Source organism: Nostoc sp. DedQUE09 (assembly GCF_034530915.1).
Classification (GTDB): domain Bacteria; phylum Cyanobacteriota; class Cyanobacteriia; order Cyanobacteriales; family Nostocaceae; genus Nostoc.
The window spans coordinates 20,878-35,381 of sequence record NZ_JAVRCE010000078.1 but is presented as its reverse complement, the minus strand read 5'-3'; the positions used below and the strand labels follow the sequence as shown (position 1 = coordinate 35,381).

Annotated in this window: 15 protein-coding genes and 2 pseudogenes; 11 read left to right on the top strand and 6 right to left on the bottom strand. The window is 40.8% G+C overall.

The features are described 5' to 3' along the window. From RMY27_RS31295 to ureC, 9 genes and pseudogenes are all read left to right on the top strand, one after another. Window positions 1–217, top strand: a pseudogene (locus tag RMY27_RS31295) (hypothetical protein); the annotation flags it as partial. Further along, a pseudogene (locus RMY27_RS31290) lies at window positions 214–387 on the top strand (SAM-dependent methyltransferase); the annotation flags it as partial. The pseudogenes RMY27_RS31295 and RMY27_RS31290, both read left to right, overlap by 4 nt. An 88-nt stretch (window positions 388–475) precedes the next feature. Next, complete coding sequence (locus RMY27_RS31285) at window positions 476–811, top strand: hypothetical protein (RefSeq protein ID WP_322668716.1); 336 nt, start codon at window positions 476–478, stop codon at window positions 809–811. Continuing rightward, on the top strand, window positions 808–1,413 hold the full coding sequence (locus RMY27_RS31280) for a hypothetical protein (RefSeq protein ID WP_322668715.1): 606 nt from the start codon (window positions 808–810) through the stop codon (window positions 1,411–1,413). Before RMY27_RS31285 ends, RMY27_RS31280 begins: the two co-directional genes overlap by 4 nt. Next, window positions 1,406–1,600 (top strand): hypothetical protein, encoded by a 195-nt coding sequence (locus RMY27_RS31275; RefSeq protein ID WP_322668714.1) that lies wholly within the window; start codon window positions 1,406–1,408, stop codon window positions 1,598–1,600. The genes RMY27_RS31280 and RMY27_RS31275 overlap by 8 nt, the downstream gene beginning before the upstream one ends. Window positions 1,601–1,674: 74 nt before the next feature. Further along, entirely contained in the window at window positions 1,675–2,514 is an 840-nt protein-coding gene (locus RMY27_RS31270) for an urease accessory protein UreD (protein ID WP_322668713.1), read from the top strand. A 39-nt stretch (window positions 2,515–2,553) separates the two neighbouring features. After that, window positions 2,554–2,856, top strand: a complete 303-nt coding sequence (gene ureA, locus RMY27_RS31265; protein WP_196520369.1) for an urease subunit gamma — start codon at window positions 2,554–2,556, stop codon at window positions 2,854–2,856. Window positions 2,857–2,877: 21 nt separating this feature from the next. After that, complete coding sequence (locus RMY27_RS31260) at window positions 2,878–3,183, top strand: urease subunit beta (protein ID WP_190932845.1); 306 nt, start codon at window positions 2,878–2,880, stop codon at window positions 3,181–3,183. A 63-nt stretch (window positions 3,184–3,246) separates the two neighbouring features. Continuing rightward, complete coding sequence (ureC, locus tag RMY27_RS31255) at window positions 3,247–4,962, top strand: urease subunit alpha (protein ID WP_322668712.1); 1,716 nt, start codon at window positions 3,247–3,249, stop codon at window positions 4,960–4,962. A gap of 326 nt (window positions 4,963–5,288) precedes the next feature. Here the strand turns inward: ureC and RMY27_RS31250 are convergent, their stop codons facing one another. From RMY27_RS31250 to RMY27_RS31235, 4 genes are all read right to left on the bottom strand, one after another. Continuing rightward, the gene (locus RMY27_RS31250; RefSeq protein WP_322668711.1) at window positions 5,289–5,558 is read right to left on the bottom strand and encodes a hypothetical protein; all 270 of its coding nucleotides are present in this window, start codon (window positions 5,556–5,558) and stop codon (window positions 5,289–5,291) included. A gap of 93 nt (window positions 5,559–5,651) precedes the next feature. Further along, window positions 5,652–8,369 carry an ABC transporter substrate-binding protein gene (locus tag RMY27_RS31245; RefSeq protein WP_322668710.1) on the bottom strand — a complete coding sequence of 906 codons (2,718 nt, stop codon included), beginning with the start codon at window positions 8,367–8,369 and terminating at the stop codon, window positions 5,652–5,654. A 100-nt stretch (window positions 8,370–8,469) separates the two neighbouring features. After that, entirely contained in the window at window positions 8,470–10,035 is a 1,566-nt protein-coding gene (locus tag RMY27_RS31240) for an AAA-like domain-containing protein (protein ID WP_322668709.1), read from the bottom strand. Between the two features lie 9 nt (window positions 10,036–10,044). Beyond that, entirely contained in the window at window positions 10,045–10,389 is a 345-nt protein-coding gene (locus RMY27_RS31235) for a CU044_2847 family protein (protein WP_322668708.1), read from the bottom strand. 185 nt (window positions 10,390–10,574) lie between these two features. Between RMY27_RS31235 and RMY27_RS31230 the strand changes: the two genes are divergently transcribed. Both RMY27_RS31230 and RMY27_RS31225 read left to right on the top strand, forming a co-directional pair. Then, window positions 10,575–11,720: a hybrid sensor histidine kinase/response regulator gene (locus RMY27_RS31230; RefSeq protein WP_322668707.1), complete on the top strand. Its 1,146-nt coding sequence runs from the start codon at window positions 10,575–10,577 to the stop codon at window positions 11,718–11,720. Window positions 11,721–11,909: 189 nt separating this feature from the next. After that, on the top strand, window positions 11,910–13,292 hold the full coding sequence (locus RMY27_RS31225) for an aldehyde dehydrogenase (protein ID WP_322668706.1): 1,383 nt from the start codon (window positions 11,910–11,912) through the stop codon (window positions 13,290–13,292). A gap of 108 nt (window positions 13,293–13,400) precedes the next feature. Here RMY27_RS31225 and RMY27_RS31220 read toward each other — a convergent pair whose 3' ends face one another. Both RMY27_RS31220 and rpmF read right to left on the bottom strand, forming a co-directional pair. After that, on the bottom strand, window positions 13,401–14,006 hold the full coding sequence (locus RMY27_RS31220; protein WP_322668705.1) for a sulfite oxidase-like oxidoreductase: 606 nt from the start codon (window positions 14,004–14,006) through the stop codon (window positions 13,401–13,403). Between the two features lie 293 nt (window positions 14,007–14,299). After that, window positions 14,300–14,473 (bottom strand): 50S ribosomal protein L32, encoded by a 174-nt coding sequence (gene rpmF / locus RMY27_RS31215; RefSeq protein WP_012407602.1) that lies wholly within the window; start codon window positions 14,471–14,473, stop codon window positions 14,300–14,302. Window positions 14,474–14,504 lie beyond the last annotated feature (31 nt).

Sequence of the window (14,504 nt, the reverse complement as noted above, 5' to 3'; positions counted from 1 at the left end):
AACGACCGGGTTCTTACTCAGCACTCAGCACTCAGCACTCAGCACTTTGCTATATATTGAATTACTCAAATCTTTTACTCCTCGTCCCGTAACTTCCGAAGAAGAATTAGTGGCTACGCAAGAAGTCATTGATTCTTTAATTGATAAAGGTAAATTAATACCAAATGAACAAGACTATCCCAATAGTTCATTTTTACTTTTCCATAAAAACCCATGAGCAAAATTAATCCTGAAACAATCTCCTTACATACCTTAAACCCACTCAACCGATTTTCTGACAGAGCAGAGGATTATGTAAAATATCGACCAACTTATCCCGTAGATGCGATTAATATTATCTTGGAAGGATTAGGTGAAAATTCACAACTCGTAGCAGCAGATATTGGTACACCTTGGTAAAGTAATTTAAAAGTAAAAATGAGAATCATAATAAGTAGGGTGTGTTAATTCACTCTCAATAAATATCAGGATTCACATGGCACAACCAAAATATGAAGGTTATTGCGAATGCATTCCTACCAAATTAGTTAGAGAAAAATTTGGAGATGTCAATGTTTATGCCCAAAATGCGAAATCACTCTTAACAAAAGCTACTGGCTTTATTGGTAATTATGATTTTACTCTAAATCCTTACAGGGGATGTCAATACGGTTGTAGTTATTGCTATGCTGCTGCATTTACCCCTAATGCTCAAATGCGCCAAGATTGGGGTAAATGGGTAATTTTTAAGGAAAATTCTGCTGAGATTTTAGCGAAAGAATTAAAAAAGTGGTATAAAAAAATCCTCATACTCCTCCTAGTATATACATGAGTAGCGTTACCGATCCTTATCAACCACTTGAGTCTAAACATCAGCTGACTCGTCGGTTATTGGAGGTAATGCTAGATATGGGGATTGACGGTTATCCAACTCCAACTTTGGTGATTCAAACTCGTAGCCCAATTATTACTAGAGATATTGATTATTTACAACGATTCAAGCGATTGCGAATTAATATGAGTATTCCCACTGGGAGCGAATTAGTGAGAAAAGATTTTGAACCGCGATCGCCCAGTATTAAAGCTAGACTAAATGCTATCACTAAAATCAAACAAAGTATTGATTATTTTAAAGGTTTTCTTCCTAAAATTACTATCACTATTACCCCTCTACTTCCTACTTTAGCAACTGATGAAGCTGCTTTTATTGAAAAATTAGCCATTGCCGATAGGATTGTAATTCAATCTTTCCATTCTAGCCAGAGTCGTTCTCTTGTAGCATCAACTCGTCAAGAAGCTGAAGAAATTAAGCAAAAATACGCTTGGTGGTATGAGGATGAAAAATTAAGCTATATGAAATTTAAGACAAACTTAGTTTCTCGGCTTCCAGGTGTAGAAATTATGGAAGGCAAAGAGGGATTTGGTTATGAATAATCTTATCGTAAATTGGTGGCAAAGTCAGCAGTTAAAATTCTCTTTAAAACGCGGGGATATCCGACGTGCAGTCCAACTATTGCAAGAAATTCAAAAATCAGGCGCAAGATTCTCATGGTTAGAAAAATTGTTTAGGGATAAACTTCATACATTAGATGATTATGTAATATTGGCGAAAAAACTATGATTAAATGCAGGCAAAGTAACAGAGAATATATTAAAGAAATATAAGGTATCTGAACTTTAATCTTGAATTTATAAATGACCTGCAATCCGCAAGTAGCAGAAGGTTGGCATGGCAAACTTAATTTAGTCTATGCCGATCGCCAGGGTAAAACCCAATTAATTTACGATCGCCAACAAGCGCCCCTGAAGGTACAACGCCCATTTTATCCAGAAGGGCAAAAAGTTTGTCATAGCGTAATTTTACACACGGCTGGGGGAATGGTGGGAGGTGATCGCTTATCCTCTAACATCCACCTCAAGCCCCAAACCCAAGCCTTAATCACTACAGCTGCTGCAAGCAAAATATATCGCAGTAATGGCTTACAAGCTAGACAAACCATCCAAATGCAAGTTGACGCTGGCGCTTGTTTAGAATGGTTGCCGCAAGAGACAATTTTATTTAACGACGCGATTTATCGGCAAGATTTACGGGTAGAATTAGCAACCGGGGGCAGTTGGTTAGGCTGGGAAATTACCCGATTTGGTCGCAGTGCTAGAGGAGAGAAATTCTTGCAAGGAGAATGGCGATCGCACACGGAAATTTGGCAGCGAGATGTTCCCTTATGGATTGATCGGCAATGGTTACGGGGTAGCGAAGAAATTTTTCACAGTCCCCACGGCTTGGCTGGAAAACCAATTGTAGGTAGTCTAGTTTGGGTTGGTGGTGTAGTTTCAGCAGAAATTGTCGAAAAAACGCGAAATTTATGGGATGGGAAAGGAGAAGCGGGTGTTAGTCGGTTACAACATGGATTATTGTGTCGATATCGCGGTTCTTCCACATCTGAGGTGAGAAACTGGTTTATTGATGTTTGGCAGATGCTGCGAGTTTCTTTCTTGAATCGTGGTAATTGTATACCAAGAGTGTGGCAGGTTTGAACTAACCGCAGAGGCGCAAAGAACTTAGAGGAGGTAAGAATGCAACTTACACCGCAGGAAAAAGATAAGCTATTAATTTTTACTGCTGCTTTATTAGCAGAAAGACGTAAAGGAAGGGGTTTAAAACTGAATTATCCTGAAGCGATCGCTTATATTTCTGCTGCCATTTTAGAAGGTGCAAGGGATGGGCAAACTGTAGCTGAATTAATGAGTTATGGTACAACTCTATTGACGCGGGATGATGTCATGGAAGGAATATCAGAAATGGTTCATGAAGTACAGGTAGAAGCAACTTTTCCTGATGGCACAAAGTTAGTAACAGTACATAATCCCATTCGTTAATTTTGTAAATTTTAATTTATTATGATTCCTGGAGAAATTATCACACCAGCAGGTGAAATTGAATTAAATGTTGGTCGTCCAACTATAAAATTACAAGTTTCAAATACAGGCGATCGCCCCATACAAGTCGGTTCCCATTATCACTTTTATGAAGTCAACACCGCTTTAAACTTTGACAGAGAACAAGCGCGAGGAATGCGCCTCGATATCCCCGCCGGAACCGCAGTTCGCTTTGAACCAGGCGACGAAAAAGAAATAACTCTAATCCCCCTCGTTGGTACTCGCCAAGTCTACGGCTTCAACGCCAAAATTAACGGAAACCTCTAAAAACTCTCCGCGTACCTCTGCGCTTCCCTCCGCGTCCCTTTGCGTTAAAAAAAAGGATTTTATATGCCTTACAGAATGGATCGCCGCGCCTACGCCGAAACCTATGGCCCAACAGTAGGCGATCGCATCCGACTTGCAGACACAGAATTATTTATAGAAGTTGAACAAGATTTCACCACCTACGGCGACGAAGTGAAATTTGGCGGCGGTAAAGTCATCCGAGACGGAATGGGACAATCCCCCATTTCTAATGCCGATGGTGCTGTAGATTTAGTAATTACTAATGCCTTAATTCTCGATTGGTGGGGTATTGTCAAAGCCGATATTGGCATTAAAGATGGCAAGATTTTTAAAATTGGTAAAGCTGGAAATCCTTATATTCAAAATAATGTAGATATTATTATCGGCCCCGGAACTGAAGCCTTAGCTGGTGAAGGAATGATTCTCACTGCTGGCGGTATCGATGCCCATATTCATTTTATTTGTCCCCAACAAATTGAAGTTGCGATCGCTTCTGGAATTACTACCATGATCGGCGGCGGTACTGGCCCGGCTACGGGTACAAATGCCACTACCTGCACCCCCGGCCCTTGGAATATTTACCGAATGTTGCAAGCTGCTGATGCTTTTCCCGTAAACTTAGGATTTTTGGGCAAAGGTAACGCCAGTCAACCCCAAGGACTTGTAGAACAAGTAGCCGCCGGTGCAATGGGGTTAAAACTACATGAAGACTGGGGAACCACACCCGCAGCAATTGATACTTGCCTCAGCGTTGCCGATGAATACGATGTGCAAGTAGCGATTCATACTGATACTCTGAACGAAGCCGGATTTGTCGAAGATACGATCGCTGCTTTCAAGAATCGCACCATCCACACCTACCACACCGAAGGCGCAGGCGGAGGACACGCACCAGATATCATCAAAGTTTGCGGCCAAGCTAACGTTCTGCCATCTTCTACCAATCCCACACGTCCTTACACCGTCAACACCTTAGACGAACACCTGGATATGTTGATGGTATGCCATCACCTTGATCCTGCGATCGCTGAAGATGTCGCTTTTGCCGAATCTCGCATCCGTCGAGAAACCATTGCTGCTGAAGATATTTTGCACGACTTAGGCGCATTTAGCATGATTTCTTCCGACTCCCAGGCGATGGGAAGAGTAGGCGAAGTGATAATTCGCACCTGGCAGACATCTCACAAAATGAAGGTGCAACGGGGAACTCTTAACCCACAAGGAACTGAGCAAAAAGCAGACAATTTTCGGGCAAAAAGATATGTTGCTAAGTATACGATTAATCCTGCGATCGCTCACGGAATTGCTGAATATGTAGGTTCAGTGGAAGAGGGAAAATTAGCAGATTTGTGTTTGTGGCGTCCCGCGTTTTTTGGCGTGAAACCAGAGATAGTGATTAAAGGCGGGATGATTGCATGGTCGCAAATGGGCGATGCTAACGCCAGTATTCCCACACCGCAACCAGTGTATATGCGACCGATGTTTGGTAGTTTTGCAGGGGCGCGTCATGCCACATCATTAACTTTTGTTTCCCAAGCAGCTTTAGAGAAAGAAATTCCTCATCAGCTAGGTTTAAAAAAGTCAGCAGTTGCAGTTTCTGGGACACGCCAATTGAGTAAGCGGGATATGAAGCTAAATGATGCACTACCCCACATTGAAGTTGATCCAGAAACATATCAAGTCAGGGCAGATGGTGAGTTGCTGATTTGTGAACCTGCGACAGTTTTACCAATGGCACAGAGGTACTTTTTGTTTTAGTTCATGACCGAGCAACTTACTGATTACGATAATCCTTGGAAAGAGGATAATGGTTTTGCCAAAAGAGTTGGCATCGCTTCTAGAGAATGAGCGAATCACCTACTTTCTGGTGAAAGTGCGATCGCAATTCCTTCTACAGCAGAATTTCAGCAAGTTTTAGATAATCTCACGTCTGGAGAATGGGCGATCGCTCTGATGCATTAACGTAACACGCCAACGTATTGGCATAACACGTCGATGTATTGGCATAACACGTCGATGTATTGGCATAACACGTCGATGTATTAACATAACACGCCAACGTATTGGCATAACACGTCGATGTATTAACATAACACGCCACCGTATTGGCATAACACGCCGATGTATTGGCATAACACGCCGATCGCCTGTTTTATAGTGAGAGTGCGATCGCTATTCCTTACACAGCACAATTCCAGCAAAGATAATCTCGCTTCTAGAGAATGAGCGAATCGCCTACTTTCTGGTGAAAGTGCGATCGCTATTCCTTCCACAGCAGAATTCCAGGAACTTTTAGATAATCTCACGTCTGGAGAATGAGCGATCGCTTGTTCTGTGGTGAGGTGCGATCGCAATTCCTTCCACAGCAGAATTTCAGCAAGTTTTGGATAATCTCACCTCTGGGGAATGAGCGATCGGTTATTTTGGAGTCACGATAAATTTCTTCGTTACTTAACTTGTTCAAATTTAAACAGGCCATCGCTACCTTTAACTACTTTGACAAGAACAGGTTCTTGTTGGCGATCACCTTTCTCATCAAAATGGAGTGAGTACCCTGAAGTTTTGTTTGCTGGAACATTAAAATTTGGAGATTTGAGGTTTTCTAAAACCGTTTGATGTGTGGGATTGTTAGACATAGATATAGCTGTAATAAAAGCTTTAGTCGCATCATAAGCTGTAGCTGTGCGCCAGCTAATCTGTCCTCCCCACATTCCCTTAGCTTCCTCTGCAAATTTTATTGAGTTTTGCTCTTGTGCAAACCAATCTACAGATATAACTAAACCTTCAAAAGCTTCTGATTTCAAAGTGTCTTGATTATACAAAGCATTTCCTCCTAGCAGAGGCAATTTTTTGCTTCCCTGAGCGCGAGCAATTGCAAGTGCCACAGAAGTTAATTCTGTATTCGGAAACAGAACAATTGCATCTGCTTTACCTTGTTTATTAATTTTTGAAATTTCGGTAGATGTATCTAGTGAACGATCAGCCAAATTAGGAGTATCTATAACTTCCCCATTCTTCTCTTTAAATAATTTTTCAAACTCTTCCTTTACGTTATTACTATAAATATCATCAGGATTGTAGAAAATTACTACTCTTTTATAGCCCTGATTCGTAGCATAATCTGCTAACTTACCAGCATTTACTTCAGTAGAAAGTACTGTTCTAAAAAATACTCTGCTATTTAGTGAGGTACTTGTACTTCCTGGAGATATCATTGCTATACCAGCGCTTTCATACTGAAGTAGTGCCGCTTGACTATTTGGACTAGTATAGTGTCCAATAACTCCTAGAATATTTTTTTTAACTAGCTCTCTAGCAACTTTTTGAGCTTGAGTTTGATCGCTGCTATCATTTGCAATTACTATATTTAAAAATCGCTTATTCACTCCACCTAAACTGTTAAAATTATCTTGTGCCTGTGCAACTCCTCGCAATAGTTCTTTAGAAATACCCGCTTCTTTATTAGTATCTGGTAAAACCACTGCCAGAGTGAGTGGCTTGCCTTGTTGATATGCTCTAGCATTGTTGTAATAAATTTGCAACTCTGGATCGTAAGGAAAGGCTTGTCTAGCTTTTTTAAAAAAGTCAACAACTTGAGTTTGGGTATAATCCTTGTTTTGAAAAGCTTCAAAAGCCTGAGCAAGACTTGGATTTTCACTTCTAATAAATAAAGTAAACTTACCTTCACTAATAAAAAATGGCGATCCTGGCTGTGGCTGTTTTGCTTGTTCCGTTATTGACGGTGTTGGGACTGGCGGATTGTTAGTAACTGAATTTCTTTGTGATAATTTCCAGTATGACAATCCAAGTACTAAAATTAGTAGTACTGGAGCAAGCCCTAAGACAAGGCGTTGCTGCTTTCGTGTTGCCAATTCTTGGCTAGCATATAAAAGTTGCTGCTTTCGTGTTTCCAATTCTTGGCTAGCATATAAAAATTGATAATCTTCAACAAGCAACTGTTTATGTTCTGCCCATGCTTGAGCTTGTCGTAATTTTTGCCCTTCTAAGAGATCAGATTTATTCTGACGATTAGACTCTAGCCATGCTGCTAATTCCTTTGCATAAGGTCGCAAATTTGCTAACGCCTGATTAACCCAGTTGTTATCAAAAACACACTTATAAATGCGGTTATAAACTTTTAATTTGCCATTTTGCTTAACTACCAATCCTGACAGGCGCAATTCTATTTGTCCCGGACTATTATCTTCTTCCATTTCTCCTTTTCGCAAAATTTGTTCATATAATTCAAGCAGCAGATCCGCAGGCTGTTTGTTGCTGAAAATACGATCGCGTATTGTCCTCAAATGCTCTGGATCATCCTGAGATTGCCAATTTTGGATAATCCGCGATCGCACTAATTCTTCTACAGACAATATTTGCTCATCATCTAAAATAAATTGACAAAGCTTTTGGGTAAGAAAAGGTTGTCCACCAGTCCATTCCAAAACCTCTTTTAGCTTTTCTTGGGGATTAGTGACTTTACCTACTAATCCCCTAGCTAAAGGCTCGGCTTCAATTAGATCAAAACCTTTGAGTTCAATTGCTTGACCGATATTAAAAGGTGTACGCTGTTTATCTTGAATCAAATCAGAGGGAGTTGCTACTCCTAAAAGACAAAATGTCAGGCGTTTATATTCTGGTTTATCAGCACGTTGGTTATGGCAGGCTCGAATCAAAGCAAAAAAATCCTCAGTTGAAAAACTCAGGCTGAGAACGCTATCGATTTCATCAACAAAAATAACAATTTTTTTAGGAATAGCAGCTAGCATCTCTTCTTCAAGGAACTTGCCCAATCGCTGCAATGGGGGCAGTAATCTTTGCGCTCTCCACCAGCTTTCTAAATCAAAATTATCGTTTAGTTTTAGACTTCTAACCAGGCTGTCAATTACACCTGCATACCATTGATTAGGGGTGACATCCTGAGTGCCGATGGCGGTAATATCAATTTCAGCACAAGCAATTCCCTCTTCCTGCAACCTTTGCATGGTTCTTACCCGCAAACTCGATTTACCCATCTGCCGCGAATTCAGGACATAACAGAATTCTCCTGCTTTTAACTTTTTGTACAAGTCCTCATCTGCCTGCCGCGTAACGTAGGTAGGGGAATCTGAAGGTAAAGTACCCCCAACTTGGTATTCGTAGTTTGGGTTAGGCTCTGGATTCATTAGTTATGTCCAATGCAGTTGCATACTCATCATTCTCCGTTTCCTCTGTCTACCTGCAAATACGTACTGGGGCAAATTTCCGGGATATTTGAAATCATCACTATACACCTAAGCGATCGCGAAAATACAGGCGATACAAATCACACAAAGGCAGAACATCATTGCCTGTGAATTTCACCAGTCTCATATTTCGTAATCTAGATGCTTTATCAGAATCTATTCTAACTGGGCTATTGGTAATAACTACTTGCTTCATGGCTTGCTTTAGTTCTGGATTGTCCTGCAAAATCGACAATTGATCAAGCAGATGGTCGCTGTATAAGCCTTCTTGAGTGGGAGCAATTGTCAATAGTTCTTTCAACGTCAGTTCGCATCGTGCAATTTTATACAGTGCCTCTTTCACCAGCCAAGGATGCCCACCAACCATCGCCATTAGTTGGACAACTTGCTCTCCATTCCAAGAGAGTTGGAGGCGCTGTGCTAAATTCTGCACCTGTGACTGATTTAACTCTGGTATTTCAATGCCTTTCCCCACATTTAGGGGCGATTTCTTCGTATCTATAGGAATGTTATCTTCTTTGGAGTAGGCAATTACCAACCGTAACTTTTGCCAAATAGGCTTAGTTATGGCTTTCTCATGCCAAGCTCGTAGTAATGGAAGAAAGTTACAAGCTATGTGATAGGAGAACATGACATCAACGTTATCTAATGCCAAAACTAGCGGACTATTGATTGCTGGCAATAAATATTCTTCAAAGTAGTTTGTACAGTCTAAGTTGGCACTCACTGTACTTTTCCACTTCTCAGCCAGTTTATCTGGTAGATTTAATTCTCTGACTATCCTGGCACAGAACCACTGCCAGAAAGGCTTTAGAGTGTTGAATATTTCTTTTTCTGGCTCTTGAAAGTCTACTCGTACTGCTTGATAGCCTTGCTGAGTTCCATAATCCAAAATTTGTTTCATTAAGTAGGTTTTGCCCCATCGCAAGGGAGCTTTCACCCGGATTAATGCCCCTGGCTTCTTCACTTCTTTGTAACAATCAACATAAAAAGCTTGATCGAAAAACGGAAATTCAAGTTCTGAGGTTAGTTCTCGATGCAGCAAACTTGACAATTCAGCCCAATTTTTATGAATTGTGGTTAATGGTACAGCTAATCCCCCTTGGGTATTGTCGTAAGCGGCGATCATCCCAACTACTGCTTGCAATTGAATATCAAACACAGGGGAACCACTATAGCCACCGATGATTTGTTGTGCGTCTGCCATTACCCGCAACCGTAACATCGGTAAGTTACCAAAACCTGAATGGCTGTTAGCATCAGTGATATTGCCCTCAATCGTTCCGCCTTCTGGGAAGTCTGAACGCCCATAACCAATTGAGCGAAATTGATTTCCTGGCTCAAAAGTTAGCGATAAGGGTACAGCTTTGTCTTGATAACCGGATAACTGCAATATGGCGAAATCATCGCGGGTGCGATCGCCTAAATAAACCAACTCAACCCTTTGCCCATTGACTCGGACTTTTTCCCAACCCCCTGCCGACTCAACAACATGGGCGCAGGTGAGTAAATATCCATTGGTTGAGATAAAAAAGCCCGTGCCTTGGATGTAACCTTCTGGGGTAGCGATCGCTACGGTACAAGCCCTAACTAATTCCCAATTCATGAAAATTTATTACTTGTTTTCTTCGGGTGCCAGTTTCCAAGTTATTTTCACCTTCAGTGATGCCTGCCCAGTGGATTCGACTACATAGACTGAGCCTCTAGCGGTAAAATTCACGCCAAACTCAACTTCTCCGCTTACGGGTTGCGATTCTTGCTGCAAGGTACGAAACGCCTTTGTAATTGGGCGACACCCGCGAACAATCAATTCCTTAACTGCATCGAAGTTAGCCTCTACTTTTTCTATAGGTAACTCACCAGTGGGCGCTACACGGCCTACTGATGCATCTGGTAGCTCAACTGCTACCAAAATCGTGCCTCCATCCTCTGTATTCAGTTCTAGAAGTTTACGAGCCATAATTTAATTAGCTTGCGACTATCTGTTAAAAAGGTAAGTAAAGTAGTTTTTAAAATACATTTATATAAATTCTTTGGTAAACAATTTTTTTTGGAGAAAGTATATATAAGGGTCGTACCTAAGAAACTATACCAATAAACCAGTTTCCCTAAAAATTTACTTTTATCCCATACCCTGCATCTATAATGACTTCACAATCTTCTCGCTCTGACAAAATTCTAGTTGTCGATGACTCTCCTGATAACGTGTTTTTGATCAAAACTATTTTGGAGGAAGAAGGTTACACCATTAGCACCGCAGAAAATGGTATTTCAGCCTTGGCAGAATTGAAAGCTTCTCCTTGTGACTTGGTTCTGCTGGATTTGATGATGCCAGGTATGGACGGGTACGAAGTCACTAAACACATTCGTGGTGAGATGAAGTTGCCGCAATATATCCCCATACTGCTGATTACTGCCCACGATGCGCCCAACGTCGCCCACGGATTAGACTTGGGTGCTGATGATTTTATCCGCAAACCTGTAACAGTAGATGAATTGCTGGCACGAGTGCGATCGCTCCTACGTTTGAAGCATAGTATGGATGAACGTGATGAAATTGCCCGTCAGCGAGAAGATTTTGTCTCCCGCCTCACCCACGACTTACGCACTCCCTTGGTAGCTGCTGATCGTATGTTAATGCTATTTCAGCAAGGAGCGTTGGGAACATTATCACCGCAAATGCAGGAAGTAATCACCATCATGGCCCGTAGCAATATCAACCTGCTTTCTATGGTCAATACCTTATTGGAAGTTTATCGTTTTGAAGCGGGTCGCAAAAGTTTGGCGTTTCAACCAGTTAATCTGGGTCAATTGCTAGATGAAGTGACTGGAGAATTGTCACCCTTAGCTCAAGATAAAAAACTCTCCCTAAATTTGGACGTTACTGAAGAGTCAAGCACAAACACAGTGATGGGCGATCGCTTAGAACTGCATCGTCTATTTACCAATCTCATCGGAAATGCAATCAAATTTACCGACTCCGGGTCTATTACTATTCGTTTTGCTTCTCAACGCCAGTTCAACAAAAGTAATCAATCTCAGTTCTCTGAAACATCCAATTCCGTTGACTACATTAGAATTGAAATAGCGGATACAGGCCCAGGTATTCCCCCTGAAGAACAAGCCACTATATTTGAACGATTTCGCCAAGGCAGTCATAAGAGTTCTGGTAGTGGCTTAGGACTGTATCTTGCTCGTCGAATTGTCGAGGCACATCAAGGCATTATTCTGCTTAATTCCGAGTTGGGCAAAGGTAGTGTATTTATTGTGCTTCTACCCACCAAAGCATGAAAAACTAGTAATTATAAATTATGAATTTTAGAGTTTTTTATCCTGGCAATTCATAATTTATAACCTTACTATATCTAGCAATACTTTAAAGTAAAAAAATCAATTAGAAAATCAAACGCTAAAAATTGAATAATCAAATATGCTGAGATAATGGCATGACTATTAAATAGTTTTTGATAGGACAAAACAATGATTACCACTGAATTATCTAACATTGGCAATATTATCCAGACTCAGCGAGATTTTTTTCAAACGGGCAAAACTAAAGATGTAAATTTTCGCATTGAACAACTGAAAAATCTTAAGCAAGCAATCATTGAGCATGAACAGTCAATAGTCGAGGCATTACAAGCGGATTTACATAAACCAGAAGTAGAAACTTACCTTACAGAAATCAGCGTAATTAAGGATATTGATTACGCCATCAAACATCTTCAAAACTGGAGTAAACCCCAAAAAGCAGCGGTTTCCTGGGATTTTTTTTCCTACTCAGCAAAAATTTATCCAGAACCATTAGGGGTTGTCTTAATTATCGGCCCTTGGAACTATCCATTTCAGTTAATTATCTCACCGTTAATAGGTGCGATCGCAGCCGGTAATTGTGCAATTATCAAACCTTCAGAAATTGCTTCTCATACGTCTGATGTCATTGCTAAGATTATTGCCAAACATTTTGACCCTGCTTATCTTGCAGTGATTGAAGGAGGCGTGGAAGCAAGTCAAAAACTACTTGCAGAAAAGTTTGACCATATCTTTTTTACTGGTGGTACAGCCGTCGGCAAAATCATCATGGCAGCAGCGGCAAAATATCTCACACCAGTGACTTTAGAATTGGGAGGCAAAAGTCCTTGTATCGTAGATACTGACATTAATCTTGAACACACCGTCAGACGAATTACTTGGGGAAAATTCATTAATGCTGGACAAACTTGTATCGCCCCCGACTATCTTTTAGTTAATAAAACAATCAAGAAAGATTTAATAGATGGTCTGGAAAAATCTTTAAAAGAATTTTATGGCGAAAATCCAGCAAGCAGTCCTGATTATGCCCGGATTATCAGTCAAAAACACTTTGAGAGATTAGTTAGTTTTCTTAAAGACGGTGAAGTTGTCGTTGGTGGAGAAAATCAACCTTCAGAGCGTTATATCGCCCCAACACTGATTGATCATGTCTCATTAGAAGATTCTGTCATGCAGGAAGAAATCTTTGGGCCCATTTTACCGATCATTGAATATACTGACATTGCAGAAGCGATCGCCTTAATTAACTCTAGACCCAAACCCTTGGCGTTGTACTTATTTTCTCAAGACAAAAACCTGCAAAAGCGAGTTTTGCAAGAAACTTCCTCTGGTGGAGTCTGTATTAATGACACAGTTATGCAGGTTGGTGTCTCGTCTTTACCATTTGGTGGAGTGGGAGATAGCGGTATTGGCAACTATCACGGCAAAGCTAGTTTTGACACCTTTTCACATAAGAAAAGTGTATTGCAAAACTCCTTCTGGCTCGATTTAAAATGGCGATACGCTCCATATCAGGGCAAATTGCCGTTTATCAAGAAACTTCTGGGTTAAAAAAAGTTAGGAGTTAGGAGTTATGAGTTATGAATTTTTAACTCTCAACTCCTAACTCCTGTACAGACGCGATTAATCGCGTCTCTCCTAACTCTTAACTCCTAACTATTAAATTCCAAAAGCGTTGCTGTAACGCTCCTCAGCCCAAGGTTCACCACGGCGATGGTAGCCATTGCGCTCCCAAAAACCAAGTTCTTCAGCAGCTAAAAATTCTAAACCATTAATCCACTTAGCACTTTTCCAAGCGTAGAGGTGGGGTACAACTAGCCGCATCGGCCCACCGTGTTCAGATGGAAGGTCTTCACCAAAGACTTTAAAAGCAAAGAAGTTTTCTTCGCGCAGAAAATCTTCTACAGAAATATTGGTGGTGTAGCCGCCATAGCAGTGTTCCATAACGTGGGCTACTTTTGGGTCTAATTCAATCAGACCCATGAAATCTGTAACTTTAATGCCAGTCCATTTGACATCAAGTTTAGACCAGCGCGTTACACAGTGGAAGTCAGCTGTGAATTCGTGTTGAGGTAGCGCCATAAAATCTGACCAACTAAAGGTAGCAGATTTTGCTAAACCCCAAACTCGAAACTCCCATTCTTCAGTGTTGACTTGGGGAGTTTCGCCGTAAGTTAATACGGGAAAACCTTTAGCTAAGTGTTGACCAGGAGGGACGCGATCGCCCTCTTCTTTACCTGGTTTCTGAAAAAATTTTCCTAGCATAGTTAGAGAAAAATCAGTTTTCTCAAGATGTTTACAAGCTTTTTTGCTGAGTTGCCAACAGCACCAAATGTTTTACTCTTTATATAACTCTTGAATGATAGGTAATGGGTAATGGATATTTCCAATTACTCACTACCAATTTTTTCGATCTAATGAGCTTATGTAGAGTGTCTATGATTCATAATGCAATCAGGAAAGCTAAGAAAAAGCATTTATCTAGCGGTCAGAAGTTTGATTGTTGAGCTTTGCAATCAAATCTATCGGTGCTGTTCGTGCTTTTCCTGATTGAGAAATTATGATTCTTCTTCCTCTTCTTCAGCAGTTGGATAAACAAATGTAGAACGTCCAGTCAAAATTGACTTGCCCAGAGATAGGGCTTTCTGAGCTTCAACGACGGCTTTATGCCTCCAGGTAGCTCGACGTTTATCTCGTTTTGATTTGGAAGTTTTCTTCTTAGGAACAGCCATGTCAGCAGATATCGCGATTCTTGACAACCTT